The sequence below is a fragment of the Bacillus sp. UMB0893 genome, assembly GCF_002858905.1.
GTDB lineage: Bacteria > Bacillota > Bacilli > Bacillales > Bacillaceae > Bacillus_P.
In genome coordinates this window covers 12,323-30,537 of record NZ_PKLB01000009.1, presented here as the reverse complement: position 1 = coordinate 30,537, position 18,215 = coordinate 12,323, and the positions used below count along the sequence as shown (strand labels likewise).

Below are 18,215 nucleotides of genomic sequence, written 5' to 3'. Positions count from 1 at the left end.
AGAAAGAGGGATAAAGCATGTTAAAAAAGCTGATAAAGTCATTTCTAGGGAATAAATCACATCGTCGATACAGCAGCAGTGACCGCAAGCATCGGCATTATGGAAATCCCGCTCAATATGGTCATAAACATTACAAGAGAAAATCAAAATCCAGCCGTTTCTCGAGATCTTATAGCAGCTAATGTTCAACTGGATCTTAAAATACGCTGGAAGGCCTTTTAAACCAGGCACACATATTAAAGAACGATATCTAATTAAGAAAGTTCTTGGTATGGGGAGCTATGGCATTTCCTATTTAGCAGAAGACAAAAAGGGGCAAAAGCCTGCAGTTGTTAAACAGCTAAGATCATATAAAGCACAGAGCAAGAAGGGATTGCATTCATTTCAGAGAGAAGCAGAAATTCTTTCAGCCCTGCATGAAACAGCTTTTCCAGCTTATTATGAAGACTTTCAATGGAGAAATAAAAATTTCATTGCGATGGAGTATATTGATGGTGAAACATTCGAGGATTTAATATTTATTAAGAAAGATTCGTATGATGAGAAGGAATCCTTTCATATTTTGTTGAAAGTATTAATGGCCGTAAAGAATCTTCATGAAAAGGAGATTGTGCATAGAGATTTAAGGATCCCGAATATTCTTTTAAAGAATCAGTCTATCCATATCATTGATTTCGGTTTAGCGAGACGGATGAGTAAAGAAAATGAAGAAAGCAAATCAGAATCGAAATACACAAAAGAGAAAAAGCTATTTAGAGAATGTTCCTATCGAAGCGATTTTTTTGCATTAGGACATTTTGTGCTTTTTTTATTGTATTCAAGCTTTGAGCCTTCCACGAAAAAAAACAGTTGTTGGGAAGAAGAACTTGAATTATCAGCAGTAGCCAAAGAAATAATAAAACGGATGCTTCAGCTTCAAAAGCCGTTCGATTCAATCGACGAGCTTATAGAAGAAGTTACGAAGTGTACGGATGGGAGAGAGCAGAATGTCATTTTTCAATAAAATTCTTTCAAGTGTAGGAATAGGTGCTGCAAAGGTGGATGCACGGTTATCTTCTGATAAAATTAGTTTAGGCGAGGAGCTTAAAGGAATCATTCATGTTCAAGGCGGTAACATTGAACAGCAGATTGATGAAATCTATTTATCTCTTCAAACGACCTATGTGAAAGAATCAGATGACAAAAAATATGAGCAGGCTGCAACTATCACAAAAGTAAAGATCAATGAACCATTTGTGATAATGGCAAATGAAATAAAAGAAATTCCTTTTTCTTTTCCGCTTCCATCGGATACACCAATTTCATTAGGCTCTTCAAAGGTTTGGCTTGAGACAGGTCTTGATATTAAAGGGGCAGTCGATCCCAGCGATAAAGATTATTTGGAAGTGGTCCCCCCTGCGCTCGTACAAACCATATTTGCTGCATTGAGAGATTTGGGCTTTAATTTAAGAAAAGTAGAAAACGAAGCCGCTCCCTATCACTTGCGAAAGCGCCTTCCATTCGTACAGGAATTTGAGTTTTATCCAACTGGCGGACAGTTCCGCGGCAAGCTGGATGAACTTGAAGTCGTTATTTCAAATATAAGCAATCACGGAGTAGAGCTATTGCTTGAAGTTGATCGTCGAGCAAGAGGTCTGGGAGGCTTTTTATCTGAAGCCCTTGAAATGGATGAATCAAAGGTGAAAGTTACGTTCACACAAGGTGATCAGGCAAGCATCAGCCGGACTCTTGAAAACGTCATTCAAAGATATAGTTAAGAAAGAGTAACAGTGGTGATTGAGAAGATCACTGCTGTTTTTTATGACGAGACTTCTCATGAATATTCTTAATCACAAGGAGAAATAACGTTGCAAAAAGAACATGCAAAATCACCAAAACTGCCGCTTCATGACAGTGAAAGGTTACAGTTAAGAAGCGCCAAAATTAAACTTTCGGATATAAAGAATATGGAATCAGATAAATTAGCATCACTTATTGGCATTTCAAAAGATCGTGCAAGAGAACTAGTGGGACTAGCTGTCTTTCAGTCCATCCCCTCTGTCGGACCGAAGCTTGCACACAATCTTGTCGTAGATTTAGGCTTTTCTGATGTAAGTGAACTGAGGGATAAAAAGGGAGAAGAGCTAGTGCATGAACTTGAGAAAAAATACGGTGTATGGATGGATCCTTGTGTAGAAGACGTGATGAGATGTGCCGTTCATCATGCGAAACATCCAGAAAGTGATAAAAATTGGTGGGATTTTACCGAAGAGCGAAAGAGCTACCGTGAAAAGTATGGGTATCCTGAGGACCGACCTACAAAGGCATGGCATGAATAAATGAAAGGAAACCTAAAAAAGTGTTTCCTTTTTTATATCGCACTAACTGCAGATAGGATTCACTTAGAAAAACAGTGCTCTTTGTCTCCTTAGCAACTTTTTAAAAGGCTCTTTTCGTAAAGGTTGCTGCTTTTAGAAAAAATGGTTAAAACCTTTAGTGGATTGCAGCGGAAGGGAATTGAATCGTGCGGGAAATAGAGGCTCCCATCCCTCCCAGCGAAAAGAAAGTGCCTGCAGCGAAATCCACGGGTACAATTAATAACCAAAAACAACAATCAATGCGATAACCGCCTTTTAAAAAAAGGGGAAGTAAAGGTACAGACAAAAAAAGTGAGGGACAACACGTATAGTATACTAGGACAGTTGGTTAAAAAAGACGATTAGTCGCACTGATTACCTTAATTGTCATGCACAGAGCATACATATTAATCGGCTTCATGATCAATAATTTAAGGAGGAAGCACCCATGATATACGAAATTGAAATTGGTACAGAAAAAGGAAAGCTATCACTGCTTACGTTAGGTCTTGAAAAAGAAGAAGTAATCGAAAAACTGCAAATAGATCGATTTTTTGTAGGCTACACACACACAGGTCTTACATTTGGCTTAAATGCTAATGAAATTGTATCATTTGATATTCAAAAGAAAGAAACAATTTCCAGTATGCTTGCTGCAGCTCTTACTGAGGAATATGGGGATGAAACTGCTGATAGGTTCCCATTTCTATCATCTACTTTATTAGAAACGGTATAAAATTCATGGACCGAAAACTTGAAAGTGAGAATCTCCAGAGATAAATTTTCAAATAAATTATAGCTGAAAATAATGATTTGAAGGGCTTCCCGCTTCATGTGGAAAGGAAAGAGTTGAATGGTAGATATGAGTGAAAATAGTTGGACAAGGAAATATACTGTATTAGATAAAACGAGAGAACAATTAATCAAGGATCTGGAAATTCAGCCAGGTTTTTATCCTTACATAGATGCTGCGAAAAAAAGAATTCAAGACACCGCCAAGTTTGGACCTGTCCATGATGCTGCAGATCAGTTTCTTTTATTTTTAATAGAAGAATTTGAATTGGCAGAAACGAATTAGAATAAGAAAAAGAAATTAACAGAAGGCGTTTCAATTAAATGAAACGTCTATTTTGACATTGATGTTGAATTAATTTGGAAAGCGCGCGAATTAAATTGAAATGGCCGCGAATTAATTCGAATTAGCTGATTTTGCACAATTAGATAAAACAAAACGCTGTCTATGTATACAGAACATAAACAGCGCCTTATCTTGAGTCAAGCATATTCACTTTTTCGTTCTTTCCTTTCTTACTAATAACCATTCGTTGCTTTGAATCAATTGATTGTATTTCAATTAATGTCTTGCACGGATTCGATCAGTTTATTCTTATTTTTGTTTTCCCCACATGCCCACATGCTGCGAAAATAGGTTTCACAGGCTATTTTCATTTGCATCATGATCTTAGCATGCTTCGCTCACCTTCGTCATTGGAATCATCCCCTTAGTCAGATTCACATATCCCCGCATATCCACACACCTTAAAATCAGTTTTCACGGGCTGATTTTTTTGTCAGATGTGATTCTGATATGCTTCGCTTACCGTCGTCATTGGAATCACGCCTTCCTATGAGTGAGTAAGTTAATCTTAACAAAAACTTTACAATAGTTAAAGATTCAGAATTATCTGTATAAAGGTGTTTCAGACGATTTAGAGCAGTAAAATGCTCTTTTTCTTCCACTATCTTAGTTTTTCGTCTTTTTTCAGTGTTTCTCAGTATTCCTCAGTATTCTTGTTATTTAATGTTTTCTTATAAAATATTAATTGCGAAAAGGAATGCAGGTTGATAAAATTAGTATAAAATTCAGAAAATAATGAGTGGAGGTTCTTCATGCCAATACCAGTGCCTGCAGAAGCAGCTGTTCGTCCGTTTACGGAAAGTGATATTGGGAAAACAGCTTTAACTGAAAGCTTTAAAATTGATCTTCGGACCTATTCAAAGGAAGAGAAGGATGAGCTTTTTGCTTCAAATCTGGTTGGAGACTGGTCAATTCTTACTTGGAAGGATGTTGGCAAGCCATATGAAGTAAAGACTTATGCAAAAGATCGCAAAGACTGGGAGGCGGAGAACAATAAAACGATGCCAGTTCAAACATCATGGGAAGTATTTTAATAAATCATTCCATGAATGGTTTGTGAAAGATGTTCCAGAAGAACTAAACGTTTTAAATGATCAAATAAAAAAAAGCATTTCGGCATTTCGCCCAAGTGAAGTGAAAGACGTTCTGGGGAAATCAATGAGGCTGCGGCTATGGAATTATATACATAGAATAGAAGATGGTATTTGGGATCCTAGAGGGAAACGTGCACTATTTGAAGGGCTTGATGTTGAAAAACCGAAGATCTTGTTTTTAGGAGCAGCTGAAGGCTATGAAGCGATGCAGCTTGCAGCAATGTATCCTGGAGCTGAAATTGTGATGGTTGATTATGATGCCTTTTGCCGTGATGGCCGATTTGCGGAATTTCCTGAGCATTATCCGTTTTTAGGTGAAAACCCTGAGACTGGAGCACCTAAAGTATGGTATAAACAAGATTTTAATATTACATATCTTGTTGAAGATATCCGGAGGCTGCCGTTTGGCAAAGAGTTTGATATAGTAATCAGCGTGGGAATGATCGAACATTTTCCGGATGACCAAAAGCCAGAGTCCATAGATTGGCACCGCAGGTTTCTAAAAGAGGGCGGGTATGCAATTTTAACAACGCCAAGGGCACAGATGAAGTCTAAATTGTATTATCAAATCATGGCTGACGTTATGAATCATACGTACCGGGAGTTAATGACGATTCAGCAAATGGGACTGTACGTTTATGAAAACGGTTTCGATATTTTGAGACACGGTTATATAAAGGTTCATAATGGCATTATTGCCAAACCGCGTTAGACGAAAGGAGAAATAATCATGTTATTTCAATCACTTTTTGAAAATGATCAGCCTGTGTTTCTTTCCTAAAGAAGGGAAAGAATGAATTCTTGCCCTGTCTTTAGGAGAAGTTCAGTTTAAATCCTATATAGACGGAGGCACTGCCAATGAAAAATACATGGACAGGAGCGGTTTGTTTATCGCTCGCTGCAAGCATATGGGGCGGAATGTATGTTGTCAGCAAATATGTGCTGGACTATATTCCTCCATTAACTTTAGTTTGGCTGCGTTTTGCCATTGCAGCTGTTGTTTTGTTTGTGATTGTAAACATTATGCATAAAGGAAAAAAGCCTAAATATACAAAAGGTGATTATCTTATATTTGCACGGATTGGCTTTATCGGGTATTTTGTATCGATTACTTGCCAATTTGTCGGCATAAAATTGTCAGATGCCCACACAGGAGCCTTAATAACTTCAGCAACACCTGCGTTTGTAGTTCTATTTGCAAGATTGATTCTAAAAGAAAAAATAACGGCTAGAAAAATGATATCCGTTTTCCTTGCGACAATTGGTGTGCTTATCGTGATCGGGATGGGAGATACCCATGATGCTTCTATTAGCGGAAGTCTATTTTTAGTTATGGCTGCAGTGACGTGGGCTTTGCTTTCTGTTTACGTCAAAATAGCTTCCAAGAGATTTTCATCTTTAACGATTACCGCTTATGCCATCCTGTTTGCCGTGCTATTCACGTTTCCGTTTATGATTATGGAATTGAAAATGCACACCATTTCAAATCTAAATCCTCTCGTTGTAGGAGGGCTTTTATATTTAGGAATCGTTTCAACCGCAGGCGCTTTTTTTCTCTGGAATAAAGGGATGGAATTATTGGATGCAGGAGCAGGCTCACTTTTCTTCTTTTTCCAGCCTCTGACTGGCGCTTTTTTTGGCTGGCTGCTATTAAATGAAGCATTAAGTCTTTCTTTCTTTTTAGGAGGGGTTTTCATTATTGCAGGTGTACTGCTGGTTTCTTTAAAAAAAGAATAAAATCTAGTTGCCGCAGCTGCTGAAAGCTGCGGTTTTTTAATATCAGTAATGTAATTATTCTGAAAATAACGCATCACCTTTTAATAACCGGGCGGTACCTATAAAATAAGAAAGAAGTTTATTATTTGCAGAAGGTGTGATCATTATTATTATCCTGTTTGCAGCAATGGGTATGCTGATTGGTGTCGTATCCGGTTTTTTCGGTGTCGGCGGAGGTTTTATTTTGACACCCATCCTGCTGTTGCTAGGTACAGAACCAATTCCTGCAATTACAATTAGTTTATTGTATACAATCGGCACCTCACTGTCAGGGGCATTTGCACATTTTAAAATGAAGAATGTGAAATGGAAAGAAGCATCGATCATTGCTCTGAGCGGTATGGCCGCTACACAGGCTGCAAATCCTTTGGTATATTCTTTAAATAACAATGGATATGATGAAACAGTTATACCATTTGCTTATATCCTTATTTTAAGTTATTTTGCCTGGAGCCTTCTTGTCTTTAAAAAAAAGAATACTTTGAATACACGTAAACCAGTAAAAAAATGGGCGTTTGTTTTTTTAAACATTATAGGGGTTTTCGGCGGATTTATATCTGCTATGCTTGGAGTTGGAGGTGGATTTATCATTGTACCTCTTCTGATTTCAATAGGTGGTTTTTATCCTAAGCATGCCATTGGTACAAGCCTGCTTAGCGTGTTATTCATTGTTAGTACAGGGTTTATCACTTATTTTATAAAATCGCCAATCGATTTATCAGCAGGTGCCTTCCTGCTAGCCGGAGGACTCGCAGGAGCTCAAGCTGGGGCATTCATGACTGGCAAATACAAACATGCTGAAATGAGATCCATGCTTGGGATGCTTTATTTGTTTACTGCATTAAGTATGGTATTGAAGCTGTTTGGCTTGGATGTCATTGGAATGGCAATCCTGTGTTTATTTTTAGGATATCTATACATAAAAATGTTTTTGAAATGGATAGGAAAACGTAAAAAAGCCCGTTCCTTTTAAACGGGCTTTTTTGAGACATAGGCAGTATGTGCATTGATGGCAAGCGTAAGCACCTAACACCTCGGTCAGAACGGATCTGAAAGTATTGTCAAAACCGGACTTTTCAGTCAGATCCTTTTCTGTCTGTCTGAGCTGAATAAGGCGCTTCCGCTATGCTTAATCATAGGTTTTGTTGATCACAACACCATCCACAGCTAGTCTTTTTACATTTTTATAATCGTATTTATTTTGTATACCCCAAATATAAAGTGTAAGATTAGCCCGTTTTGCTTGCTGATAGACAAAAATGGTTAAGGTGCGTTTGTGAAGAGTTAAAAAATCAATTTCTGATCCAAGTGCATTTATTTGATGATACGGAATATGCGAGGAAACAACAAGTCCTTTTTTAATGTGGGGCAAAAGTGTTTGCAGGATTCGGATGCTTGTGAGATCAGCTGATTGAATCGATAGTAGAGAATACTCTTGCGGCTTATATGATTTGAGGATGTTATCTGCCAGGACTTGTTCAATTCCGGGATAAAGCGAGGGGCGTTTTATATCAATCAATAAGTGATGGTCTTTATATTTTGTAAAGACCTCATTCAACGTAGGGATGGTTTCACCTGCAAATGATTCATCAAACCAGATGCCAACATCAAGAGTCTGCAGCTCATCAAGAGTCAAATTCGCCACTTTTTCATCAAAGTTAGCCGTCCTTTTAAGGGAGGTGTCATGAATGACGACTAATTGTTTATCTTTGCTCATTTGTACATCGAGCTCAATCAAATCGAAGCCTTCTGCTGCAGCGAGATCAAATGAAGAAATCGTATTTTCAGGGGCATATGAAGAAAGTCCTCTGTGAGCAATCAGCAGCTGAGTATGTGGAGTGGCTGGCGGGTCTGCCGCTTGTTCACAATAGAAAAGATAGGAAAAGAATATAACGAGGAGTATGAAGTATTTCAGAAGAATCACCCTCTATGAAAAAAGTGCATCTTTTCCATAGTATATGCATGAAGAGTATAAATCGTTTTCATGAATGTTTCTTCTATTGTCGTGAAAAAATAAGACAGTTACTATTCTTATTTATGAAGGAGGAACTGTTATGGCCCATAAACATCAAAATAGCGCAGAGCAAAAAGCAAAAAAACAGCATTCAAATAATAAAGAAGAATTCTCAAACGAGCTGACACATAAAGCTCAGCCTGCTCCAGGACATAAAGAACAGAAAAAACATAAAAAAATTTAACGCTCTGTTTTACGATACACATAAGCGTTTACAGTGATTTGATTTTGAAAACAGACAAATATGAATAGATTGCGGAGAGGGGAAACATGAAAAAAATTGCACTTTATCTTTTTTTATTTGTTTTATTTGCCTTAATGTATCGATTTGAGCAAATTCAGCAAATCGATAATTACGCAGTAAAAGGTATGGAGGGACTCCGCTCTGAGGCTTTTACTAAGTTCTTTCTCGTCATGAGCGAAATTGGATCCATAAAAGTAGAATTACCGCTTCTCTTCTTTGTTTCGATTATTCTCCTTTTTTATGGCAGGATTTTATCGATAATCTTTCTGTGGTTTACATTAAACTCGGTTCGTTTTCTTAATTTTGAATTAAAGGAATTCTTTCATCGCGAAAGACCTTCATTTGATGCGGTTATAAACGCTGCCCACTATAGCTTCCCAAGTGGTCACTCGATGAATTCCGCAGCTGTTTATGGATTTATCTGTTATTTGCTGATTGAGTTAAATGGCACAAATGAGCGCCGCAAGAAGTGGCTGATCGGTATGACCGTTCTACTAATTGGCTTAATCGGCATAAGCCGAATTTATCTTGGTGTTCATTACTTATTTGATGTGCTGGCTGGTTTTTCGGCAGGTATGGCGTGGCTTTTAATTCTGATAAAAGTGTACGAGGGCATTAATTCGAAAATAATCGACAAAACTAGACTAACTTAGAAGAAGGAAAAATGACGTTCTCCCTCTAATAAATAAGGAAAGATATGAAGGGGTGAAGCGTATATGGGTTTAAATCTTTTTGCAGTAAAAAAGAGGTGCCAGAAATACGACATTACCATCTTTCAAACACCAAAATACGGTGAAAATAAGGGGTATGAGCAAGTATATCGAATGAACATTGAAGCAGCGGGGCATGATGAAGCTCTACATCTTGTTTTCTGTACCTTTAACGTGTCTGACCGTGTACCTCGAGATTATGACGCAAGGTTCATTTTGACGGGTGATATTGTCTTAATTGATGAAGTGAAACGTGGGCAAACTTATTATAAGCTATTATCAGGCGGCTGGACGAAAATTAACAGGGTCCATGTAAGGTAATAATAGACAGCGACCTGAAGAATCGCTGTCTATTATTATTTCTACATATTATGTCCAGGACCATTTTTTCGTTTAGTTGAAGTTTCTTCTTTACCGTGAGCATTTTCTTCTGCTTCAATTGCTTCAACGGGAATGTGATTGTTTTTCTTTTGTCCGTTTATGCGATTTCGGTGTTTTTTGCCCATTATGGAACCCCTCCTTGTCCAGCTTATTTTCCCCGTGCTTCGGGATTCTCATAACAGTAAAATACTTGCATGTATAAGAAAGCAGCTCCAATCGAAAAATGAAAATGTATGAATGATTTTTGAAAGTCATTTATGGTATAGTGAATGAGCACCATTTTATACATATAATTGGAGGTATGAACGATGAGTGTTCACATAGGAGCAAAAGAAAATGAAATTGCAGAATCTATTCTATTGCCTGGGGATCCGCTTCGCGCAAAATATATAGCTGAAACGTTTTTAGAAGATGCAGTGTGCTACAATGAAGTACGAGGCATGCTTGGTTTTACAGGAACATATAAAGGCAAGCGCATCTCAGTTCAGGGAACTGGCATGGGTGTTCCATCCATCGCCATCTATATCAATGAGCTTATGCAAAGCTACAATGTGCAAAAATTAATTCGTGTCGGTACGTGCGGAGCGATTCAAAAAGACGTAAAAGTAAGAGACGTCATCCTCGCAATGAGCGCATCAACAGATTCACAAATGAATAGAATGACATTTGGCGGAGTTGATTATGCGCCTACAGCTGACTTTGAATTGTTAAAGCATGCATACGATGCTGGAACTGAAAAAGGATTAAAGCTGAAAGTTGGAAACGTTTTTACAGCGGACATGTTCTATAACGACAATTCAGAGCTCGAGAAATGGGCAAAATATGGAGTTCTTGCAATTGAAATGGAATCTGCGGCCCTTTATACACTTGCAGCCAAATTTGGACGTCAGGCACTATCTGTTCTGACAGTAAGCGATCACATTTTAACAGGCGAAGAAACAACTTCAGAGGAACGTCAAACAACATTTAATGAAATGATGGAAATTGCTTTAGAGGCAGCAATTAAATAAGAAAAGTGCAAGCGCCCGTTTAGCGCAGGCATGACAGAAAAGAATCCGGCGGAAAAGTCCGGGTTTGACTTTTTTGCCGGATTTGTTCTAGCCGAGGAGTTGGGCGATTCCGCTCGCCATCAATGTGCAAAATTTTATAATCTCTTATCTCTAAAAACAAGGCGCGTGAAAATTTTTCACGCGTTTTTCTTCTTTTTTCGACAAGATCTGCCACAAATGACAGATATAGTTTTTATCATTTTGGGCAATAGTGATAGAATGAAGGTGAAAATGATAATCAAGCAGGTAGGGTGAACGTATTTTGAAAATAAAAAAAATAGTAGCTAGTTCTTTTATTCCAATGACACTGATGATGAGCTCATGTACGGGAGTCCAATTTTCAAAGGATTTAAATCCTTTCAAAGAAGGACAATCCGAGACACAGCAGCTTGATGCTAAAGAATCTGACCAAAATGAAATCACAGGATTGCAATTAGAAGAGCAGTTCTTTAATCAGATTGAAGATGTAAATGGAATGCCGACTATAGCAAATCCTTCAAACCGGATGGCGCTCGTGAACAAAGAATTTTCTCTTCCATCAACATATGAGCCTGAAGATCTGGTCGCTCCAAACGTTCCATTTTCATTTGGAGATCAAGATGTTCCACAGCGATATATCCGCAAAGAGGCAGCAGCTGCACTTGAAAAAATGTTTAATCAGGCAACAAATGAAGGCGTTGAACTGTTTGCTGTGTCAGGATACAGATCTTACGAACGGCAGACCGGCATTTTAAATGTTGAGAAGGAACAAAAAGGTGAACAAGTGGCTTTAGAGACAGTCGCACTCCCTGGCCAAAGTGAACATCAGACTGGACTTGCTATGGATATAACAAGCAAAAGCGCCAATATGGACATCACCGAAAAATTCGGGGATACCCCTGAAGGTAAATGGGTGAAAGAGAATGCTCATCGATTCGGTTTTATTATTCGCTACCAAAAAGGAAAAGAAGACATTACCCAGTTTGCATACGAGCCATGGCATTTACGTTATGTAGGGGTAAATGAAGCGGCGGAAATCTATGAAAATGATTTGACGCTTGAAGAATATTTTGCCAAAGTAAAGAAAATATAATGATATCTGAAAATCCTGATCTTGATTTGCTCGCAAAGAATCTGGATCTCATTTTCATAGGATTTAATCCAAGCCTCTATTCAGCAGAAGTTATGCATCATTATGCCAGTCGAAATAACCGCTTTTGGAGAATTTTATTTAAATCAGGAATTACCAAACGGCTCTATTTGCCAAGTGAAGATCGCTTGCTGCTTGAAAAAGGTTTTGGGTTCACCAACATTGTTCATCGCCCAACGAAAACGGCTGCAGAAATTACTCCTGAAGAATATCGTATTGGCAAAGCCGAACTCAGGAAAAAGCTTGAAACCTATCAGCCAAAAGTGGCATGTTTTGTTGGAAAGGGCGTTTATTTGTCCTACAGCGGGAAAAAGAAAGCAGATTGGGGATTGCAACCTGAGTCTCTGGTAGAAGGTGTCATGGAATTTGCTGCACCTTCGTCAAGCGGTCTGGTCAGAATGAAAGAAGATGAAATTGTCTCTATTTATAAAAAAATAGGTAAGTTATTATGAAAAAAGCAGTCTCTCACTTATTTGTGAAAAGACTGCTTTTTTATTCCCAGAAACTTTTACCAGAACAGCAAACCGCCCAGTACAACGCCTGTTATAAACGCAAGCCCGATTCCATAACCGCCGTAACCGTAGCCATAACCGTAACCGCCGCCGTAGAATCCCAATCCATAACCGCCACGTCTGCGGCCGCCAAAAGGCTGAATATAAACCTTATTTCTTGTAACATTCATAATTCTTCCAACATGCTGATTTCCAAATCGGTCACTGATGCGAACGACTTTTCCATGATACTGACAACAAAGATTATAATAATTTTGAGACAAATTCTTATCCTCCCTTCAACCCGCTCTCCTCATAAACTATGATTAAAGAGAGAGAAGGGTTTGTACGTATACCCCGATAGTCTCTATTTAACGCCTCTGAAAATTCGAAATTGTACAGTTTGCTGATAGGCTTCGCGCAGTTCTTCATGTTTGGCAAGCATTTCAAAATAAATAGGATCTAGATCGTCTGACATATCAAACTCAGTTGTTGGTTCATCATCTTCAATGTCATAATCCTCTTCGGTGAAAATATCGGTCTTTTTAAATCCTGCCTGATAGAATGCAGACTTCCACTCGTATTCAGTCAAAAGGTTCCGAAAACCATAAAATGATTGAATCTTTTTTTGGATTTCATCAGCAGGGTGATCAATTCTCGTCACTTCGATGGCGAGAAGGACCCCATGATCTTTGAGAACACGATGCATTTCATAAAGAGATTGCTGAGAATGAGTAAAGCTTAGAACAGATTCACATAAAATCAAATCAAATTGGCTGTCTTTAAATGGCAGCTTTTCGGCTGTTCCATGAATGAGGCACGTATCATCATTTAGTCGTTTCTTTGCTTTTAGAAGCATTGTTGGATCACAATCAAAACCAGTTGCATCATAATTCATCGATCTTAGAAACTGAAGGGTTTGGCCCGTTCCGCATCCAACGTCCAGAATGACTGCTGACTCAGAAACCATTTCGCGTTCAATAATCTCTTTTGTAAGCAAAAAGCCTCCTGGATGGGCGCCGCCAACTCCAAGTTGTGCAAGTAAATCAAGATAGCTCGGCATGTGCATTAACTCCTTTCATGATAGATAAAATATGCGGATTATTTAGATATGAACACATAGAAGAGTAAAGCAAACAGCCCGGTATTGGCCTCCTGCCGGATTAAACTATGTTTTGGCAAAAAAAAGAATTGCCTCCAAAATGTGATGTTCGAAAAGAATGGTTTTTGCCATATAGTACATACTGTTTGATGGAACACATGATTCCTGCGTTTTTAGTTGACGTTTTTCTTTTCGTTACTCATAATGATTACATAATGAGGGTGGTGTTAATTTGTTTAAAAATAATAATGTGAAATTTCTGTTTGCAATCCTTTTAACTGCCATCATCAGCGCAGGTATTACGTTTGCATTTGTGCAGCAGGACAGCGGATTAAGTCAGGCACAGGAAAAAAGTGATGATCCCTTTGAAAAGCTATTTTCTACATACGACACGCTAAAAGGCGAGTTTTATCAAGATACAAATCAAGAAAAGCTTGTAGATGGGGCCATCAAAGGAATGATTCAGTCTTTGGATGATCCGTATTCAACCTATATGGACCAAGACGAAGCAAAGGGCTTTAATGAAAACATCTCTTCATCTTTTGAAGGAATTGGTGCTGAAGTCCAGGAATCTGACGGAAAAATCATGATTGTCTCTCCGATCAAAGGTTCTCCAGCGGAAAAAGCGGGATTAAAGCCGAAAGATAAAATCTTAAAAGTAGATGATAAAAGTGTTGAAGGAATGACGGTTAATGAAGCAGTCATGCTGATCCGCGGTGAAAAAGGATCTAAAGTACAGCTCGTTATTGAACGTGACGGCGTTGGAGAGCTGGATTTTAACCTAACAAGAGATACAATTCCTCTAGAGACAGTGTATACGGAAGTTGAAAATGGAATCGGAAAGGTTCAAATCACAAAGTTCTCTGAAACGACAGGCAAGGAGCTGGCTGATGCCTTAAATGAACTGAACAAAAAAGAAGTTAAGGGCTTAGTCCTTGATTTAAGACAAAATCCCGGCGGTCTGCTTGATCAGGCCATTGCGATGAGCGATATTTTCGTTCCTAAAGGGAAAACAATCATGCAGATTGAAAATAAGGACGGTTCCAAAGAAGTTCAAAAATCTCAAAATGATTCAGCAGTCAATGTACCTGTTGTTGTCGTTGTAGATAATGGTACAGCAAGTGCAGCTGAAATTATGGCTGGGGCCCTGAATCAATCAGCAGGTATTCCTATTGTTGGAGAAAAGACATTTGGTAAAGGAACCATACAAACTGCGAAAAGCTTTGAAGATGGATCCTCTATTAAATATACAATTGCCAAATGGCTGACGCCTGATGGATCCTGGATTCATAAAAAAGGGATTGAACCGCAGCATAAGGCTTCATTGCCTGCATATGCGAATCTGCCTTATTTAAATCCAGAAAAAACGCTTAAGCAGGAAGATTCATCTGCTGAAGTAAAAGTAGCACAGCAAATGCTTAAAGCATTAGGTTATACAAACATAAAAACAGATGGATTCTTTGATGAAAGCACAAAGAAAGCTGTGACTGAGTTCCAAACAAAAAATAACATCGAACCGACCGGCACCATCAGCGGTGACACAACAATCAAAATGCTTGAATTGCTTCAGGCGCAGCTAAAAGAAAATGACACCCAGATGGATGAAGCCATTAAAGTGTTGAATGAACAGATGTAAGTTCTGGATAGAAAAAAGCGCGGACAAATTGTCTGCGCTTTTTTCGTATTCAAATTTTAGATAGTGTATGTTTGTATGAGTTAGCACAATGACAGTTAGAGTTGAAAACATAGGTTGAATTTAAAATCTTATACCCTAAAATATTCTGTTACTGGGTGCACTTGACCATTTATTCTTACTGTAGTGTTGGAAGGCGTCTGCCACCTTTTCAACTAACTGCTGTTCCTATTATCGAATCTGCAGCTATATGATCAGAAGAAGTCATTTTATAAGCCCAAATCCCAACTTAATAATCCAGGACTGATGCAAAGATACCATGCACCCAACTACAACCTGCCAAAGAGTGTTCCAATGAGCCAAAACAAAATTCCAAATCGGCGAAACGGGCAACTCACTCGCAAAACTCCTTTTCTTCCATAAAAAGGAGTTTTTTCTTTCAAAAGAGGGGAATAGTAATAATGCAGAATATACAGGTTATTTGTTGACTTTCATTATTGGACAACATATAATTAATTCGAATTCGAGATATATTTATTGAAGATATTTTTTCTCGAAAATAAAGAACATTACACAAGGAGAGATCGGAATGTCAAATGTAAAATTAGCTGTCATTTACTACAGTTCAACAGGTACGAACCACAAGCTTGCAACATGGGCAGAGGCCGGCGCTAAAGAAGCTGGAGCAGAAGTTAAAGTACTTAAAGTTCCTGAGCTTGCACCGCAAGCTGCAATTGATTCAAATCCTGCTTGGAAAGCTCATGCTGAAGCAACTCAGCATGTTCCTGAAGTAACCCTGAATGATTTAGAATGGGCAGATGCGATTATTTTCAGTGTACCGACTCGATTTGGTAATGTTCCAGCGCAAATGAAACAATTTCTTGATACGACAGGGGGTCTCTGGTTCCAAGGAAAGCTTGCGAATAAGGTAGTGAGCGCAATGGCTTCTGCAAGCAACCCGCATGGCGGTCAGGAAGCGACAATCTTAAGCTTATATACAACAATGTATCACTGGGGAGCGATTGTAGCGGCACCAGGATATACAGATCAGTCAGCATACGCTGCAGGAGGAAATCCATACGGTACTTCTGTTACTGCTGATCAGGATGGTACTTTAAAAGAAGATGTAGAAGCAGCTGTTAAGCACCAGGCTAAGCGAACAGTTACAATTGCAGAATCGATTAAAAAAGGGATGCAGTAAGAAAAGCACAAGCGCCCGTTTAGCGCAGGCATGACAGATAAGAATCCGGCAGAAAAGTCCGGTTTTGACTTTTTTATGGATTTGTTTTGGGTGAGGAGTTGGGCGCTTACGCTAGACATTAATGCGCAAAATTTTATGCTTTCTTATCTCTAAAAAAAAGGTTTGGCTTAACTGCCAAACCTTTTAATTTCAATACAGGAGAGGTGTAATATGAAACATATTTTTGAAAAAGGAAAAAATCGCAATCGAACATTATTGCTCTTACATGGTACAGGCGGAGACGAGAACGATCTCATTCCTTTGGCTAAACATATTGATGACGACGCAAATCTTCTAAGCGTGAGAGGGAATGTGCTCGAAAACGGTATGCCCCGTTTCTTTAAGAGATTGGCTGAAGGTGTGTTTGATGAAGAGGATTTGATTTTCCGAACAGGTGAATTAAATGATTTTTTAAACGAAGCGGCTAAAAAATACTCATTTGACCGATCCGATGTTGTTGCGGTTGGGTATTCAAACGGAGCGAATATTGCCGGGAGCCTACTATTTCATTATGAAAATTCTTTGAAGGCAGCGATCTTGCATCATCCAATGGTCCCGAGAAGAAACATTGAGATTCCTTCATTAGCAGGCACTCCTGTTTTTATCGGGGCTGGTATGAATGATCCGATATGTCTGCCGCAAGAGACACGTGACTTAGCTGAATTACTGAAGGCAGCAAATGGTGAAGTAGCCATCCACTGGGAGAATCATGGTCATCAGCTGACTTCGTCTGAAGTGGAAGCAGCAAGTGCATGGTATAAGGAGTATGTTAAGTAAGTTTTGAATCGTATAAAAAAGGAGTTCCGGTATGGACACTCCTTTTTTATTTTGACTGGCAAGCATCCGGTTTTGTCCGCTCCGCCGATGAAGTCAAAACCGGACTTCTCCGTCGGATCCTTTTATGCCTGTTGGAGATAAACAGGACCAGACTATAAAGCTGTCTATCCGCCTTCAAGCAGCAGAGCCAGTCCCGTTACACCTTTTGGTTTAACATGTGATAAGAATACGGCGTAATCAGTAACTTCACCAACTGAAAGCAGTCTTTTTTTGCAATGTCCTGCAGCTGTTTGCGGACTAGGGGAGTGTCAGCGTTAACTTCCCCCAATGGTTCAAAAAATACAAAAACCGGCAAAGTTTTCACTTTACCGGTTTCGTATTAAAGAAATGTACTTAATTTATCGATGCTGATGCGTGAGCTTTGATGTGCAGGTTTCGCTGCTTTGCCAATGGAAATGAGCATGACTGGTACATAACGGTCTTCAATTTTAAATGTTTCAGAAAGCTGCTCGGCATTGAATCCGCCAATCGCACAAGAATCGTAGCCTTTTGCTTTTGCTGCAAGCATTAACTGCATGGCAGCAAGGGATGCATTGCTGAAAGCAGCATCGCGAGCGTAAATCGGATTCTGATAGGCACCGTTGATTTGGCCTGCCAATGTTTCTTTAATTTCTTCTTTTATAAATCCTGCTTCTACTAGCGGATTATAAACTTGATCTGTATTTTTGTTCGCCTCAAGATCTCCTAAGATAGCAACCACTGCAGATGCTTCCGTAATTTGACTTTGATTGTAGGCAATCGGAAGAAGTCTTTCTTTTGACTCATCGCTGTGAAATACTATGAAGTTCCAGTGCTGAAGGTTCCATGCAGATGGAGCTTTTCCTGTAAATTCAAGGATTTTTTTTAATTCTTCTTTGCTGATCTTAACGCTTGGATCATATTTACGGACAGAACTGCGTTCAGACATAATGGATAAAATGCTTTCAGTTGTAGCGGTAGACATTGTGAAAAACCTCCATTGTTGAATATCATTTTTAGTTAGGGTATAATATACAAAAAGTTACAGGCTAACTTTTAGTAAGTTATTTGACTTTTGTAATC

At 38.8% G+C, this 18,215-nt stretch carries 24 protein-coding genes; 19 read left to right on the top strand and 5 right to left on the bottom strand.

From position 1 onward, the window contains the following. Positions 1 to 181: 181 nt before the first annotated feature. From CYJ36_RS18765 to CYJ36_RS18730, 9 genes are all read left to right on the top strand, one after another. Positions 182 to 1,003, top strand: a complete 822-nt coding sequence (locus CYJ36_RS18765) for a serine/threonine protein kinase (RefSeq protein ID WP_101568794.1) — start codon at positions 182 to 184, stop codon at positions 1,001 to 1,003. Continuing rightward, complete coding sequence (locus CYJ36_RS18760; protein WP_101568793.1) at positions 987 to 1,757, top strand: sporulation protein; 771 nt, start codon at positions 987 to 989, stop codon at positions 1,755 to 1,757. Before CYJ36_RS18765 ends, CYJ36_RS18760 begins: the two co-directional genes overlap by 17 nt. A 90-nt stretch (positions 1,758 to 1,847) precedes the next feature. Beyond that, positions 1,848 to 2,318 carry a helix-hairpin-helix domain-containing protein gene (locus tag CYJ36_RS18755; RefSeq protein WP_257962544.1) on the top strand — a complete coding sequence of 157 codons (471 nt, stop codon included), beginning with the start codon at positions 1,848 to 1,850 and terminating at the stop codon, positions 2,316 to 2,318. Between the two features lie 466 nt (positions 2,319 to 2,784). Beyond that, on the top strand, positions 2,785 to 3,072 hold the full coding sequence (locus CYJ36_RS18750; protein ID WP_101568792.1) for a hypothetical protein: 288 nt from the start codon (positions 2,785 to 2,787) through the stop codon (positions 3,070 to 3,072). 126 nt (positions 3,073 to 3,198) lie between these two features. After that, positions 3,199 to 3,414, top strand: a complete 216-nt coding sequence (locus tag CYJ36_RS18745) for a hypothetical protein (protein ID WP_219621124.1) — start codon at positions 3,199 to 3,201, stop codon at positions 3,412 to 3,414. Positions 3,415 to 4,226: 812 nt separating this feature from the next. Continuing rightward, on the top strand, positions 4,227 to 4,508 hold the full coding sequence (locus CYJ36_RS24520) for a hypothetical protein (RefSeq protein ID WP_257962543.1): 282 nt from the start codon (positions 4,227 to 4,229) through the stop codon (positions 4,506 to 4,508). A 22-nt stretch (positions 4,509 to 4,530) separates the two neighbouring features. Then, entirely contained in the window at positions 4,531 to 5,280 is a 750-nt protein-coding gene (locus CYJ36_RS18740; RefSeq protein ID WP_257962542.1) for a class I SAM-dependent methyltransferase, read from the top strand. A 146-nt stretch (positions 5,281 to 5,426) separates the two neighbouring features. Beyond that, positions 5,427 to 6,305: a DMT family transporter gene (locus tag CYJ36_RS18735; RefSeq protein WP_101568790.1), complete on the top strand. Its 879-nt coding sequence runs from the start codon at positions 5,427 to 5,429 to the stop codon at positions 6,303 to 6,305. A 136-nt stretch (positions 6,306 to 6,441) separates the two neighbouring features. Further along, positions 6,442 to 7,317: a sulfite exporter TauE/SafE family protein gene (locus CYJ36_RS18730; protein WP_257962541.1), complete on the top strand. Its 876-nt coding sequence runs from the start codon at positions 6,442 to 6,444 to the stop codon at positions 7,315 to 7,317. Positions 7,318 to 7,473: 156 nt separating this feature from the next. Here CYJ36_RS18730 and CYJ36_RS18725 read toward each other — a convergent pair whose 3' ends face one another. Further along, complete coding sequence (locus tag CYJ36_RS18725; RefSeq protein ID WP_101568789.1) at positions 7,474 to 8,268, bottom strand: glycerophosphodiester phosphodiesterase; 795 nt, start codon at positions 8,266 to 8,268, stop codon at positions 7,474 to 7,476. 130 nt (positions 8,269 to 8,398) lie between these two features. On the opposite strand from CYJ36_RS18725, the gene CYJ36_RS23845 reads away from it, so the two are divergent. From CYJ36_RS23845 to CYJ36_RS18715, 3 genes are all read left to right on the top strand, one after another. After that, a complete protein-coding gene (locus CYJ36_RS23845; RefSeq protein WP_180850465.1) occupies positions 8,399 to 8,542 on the top strand; it encodes a hypothetical protein in 144 nt (47 codons plus the stop codon). An 86-nt stretch (positions 8,543 to 8,628) separates the two neighbouring features. Further along, positions 8,629 to 9,255, top strand: coding sequence for a phosphatase PAP2 family protein (locus tag CYJ36_RS18720; RefSeq protein WP_101568788.1), 627 nt, complete (start codon positions 8,629 to 8,631; stop codon positions 9,253 to 9,255). A 63-nt stretch (positions 9,256 to 9,318) separates the two neighbouring features. After that, positions 9,319 to 9,633 (top strand): hypothetical protein, encoded by a 315-nt coding sequence (locus CYJ36_RS18715; protein WP_101568787.1) that lies wholly within the window; start codon positions 9,319 to 9,321, stop codon positions 9,631 to 9,633. A 41-nt stretch (positions 9,634 to 9,674) separates the two neighbouring features. Here the strand turns inward: CYJ36_RS18715 and CYJ36_RS23840 are convergent, their stop codons facing one another. Further along, positions 9,675 to 9,818, bottom strand: a complete 144-nt coding sequence (locus tag CYJ36_RS23840; RefSeq protein ID WP_180850463.1) for a hypothetical protein — start codon at positions 9,816 to 9,818, stop codon at positions 9,675 to 9,677. A 183-nt stretch (positions 9,819 to 10,001) separates the two neighbouring features. Here CYJ36_RS23840 and deoD point away from each other — a divergent pair, with 183 nt between their 5' ends. The 4 genes from deoD to CYJ36_RS18695 are packed head-to-tail and all read left to right on the top strand — an operon-like array spanning position 10,002 to position 12,323. Next, positions 10,002 to 10,703 carry a purine-nucleoside phosphorylase gene (gene deoD, locus CYJ36_RS18710; protein WP_101568786.1) on the top strand — a complete coding sequence of 234 codons (702 nt, stop codon included), beginning with the start codon at positions 10,002 to 10,004 and terminating at the stop codon, positions 10,701 to 10,703. A gap of 30 nt (positions 10,704 to 10,733) precedes the next feature. Next, entirely contained in the window at positions 10,734 to 10,997 is a 264-nt protein-coding gene (locus CYJ36_RS24120; RefSeq protein ID WP_101568785.1) for a hypothetical protein, read from the top strand. A 4-nt stretch (positions 10,998 to 11,001) separates the two neighbouring features. Beyond that, positions 11,002 to 11,814 (top strand): M15 family metallopeptidase, encoded by an 813-nt coding sequence (locus CYJ36_RS18700; protein ID WP_257962557.1) that lies wholly within the window; start codon positions 11,002 to 11,004, stop codon positions 11,812 to 11,814. Beyond that, positions 11,814 to 12,323 (top strand): mismatch-specific DNA-glycosylase, encoded by a 510-nt coding sequence (locus tag CYJ36_RS18695; protein WP_101568784.1) that lies wholly within the window; start codon positions 11,814 to 11,816, stop codon positions 12,321 to 12,323. Before CYJ36_RS18700 ends, CYJ36_RS18695 begins: the two co-directional genes overlap by 1 nt. Before the next feature lie 56 nt (positions 12,324 to 12,379). Here CYJ36_RS18695 and CYJ36_RS18690 read toward each other — a convergent pair whose 3' ends face one another. Together CYJ36_RS18690 and CYJ36_RS18685 are read right to left on the bottom strand one after the other, a co-directional pair. Next, positions 12,380 to 12,646 carry a hypothetical protein gene (locus CYJ36_RS18690; protein ID WP_101568783.1) on the bottom strand — a complete coding sequence of 89 codons (267 nt, stop codon included), beginning with the start codon at positions 12,644 to 12,646 and terminating at the stop codon, positions 12,380 to 12,382. 83 nt (positions 12,647 to 12,729) lie between these two features. Beyond that, the gene (locus CYJ36_RS18685; protein ID WP_180850461.1) at positions 12,730 to 13,425 is read right to left on the bottom strand and encodes a class I SAM-dependent methyltransferase; all 696 of its coding nucleotides are present in this window, start codon (positions 13,423 to 13,425) and stop codon (positions 12,730 to 12,732) included. Positions 13,426 to 13,696: 271 nt separating this feature from the next. Between CYJ36_RS18685 and CYJ36_RS18680 the strand changes: the two genes are divergently transcribed. The 3 genes from CYJ36_RS18680 to CYJ36_RS18670 all read left to right on the top strand — a co-directional run bounded on the left by CYJ36_RS18680 (position 13,697) and on the right by CYJ36_RS18670 (position 17,114). Continuing rightward, positions 13,697 to 15,100 (top strand): S41 family peptidase, encoded by a 1,404-nt coding sequence (locus CYJ36_RS18680; protein ID WP_224768269.1) that lies wholly within the window; start codon positions 13,697 to 13,699, stop codon positions 15,098 to 15,100. Positions 15,101 to 15,686: 586 nt separating this feature from the next. Then, entirely contained in the window at positions 15,687 to 16,298 is a 612-nt protein-coding gene (gene wrbA, locus CYJ36_RS18675; RefSeq protein WP_101568781.1) for an NAD(P)H:quinone oxidoreductase, read from the top strand. 210 nt (positions 16,299 to 16,508) lie between these two features. Continuing rightward, positions 16,509 to 17,114, top strand: a complete 606-nt coding sequence (locus tag CYJ36_RS18670; RefSeq protein ID WP_101568780.1) for an alpha/beta hydrolase — start codon at positions 16,509 to 16,511, stop codon at positions 17,112 to 17,114. Between the two features lie 379 nt (positions 17,115 to 17,493). Here the strand turns inward: CYJ36_RS18670 and CYJ36_RS18665 are convergent, their stop codons facing one another. Further along, positions 17,494 to 18,117 carry a nitroreductase family protein gene (locus CYJ36_RS18665; protein ID WP_101568779.1) on the bottom strand — a complete coding sequence of 208 codons (624 nt, stop codon included), beginning with the start codon at positions 18,115 to 18,117 and terminating at the stop codon, positions 17,494 to 17,496. Between the last annotated feature and the right edge of the window lie 98 nt (positions 18,118 to 18,215).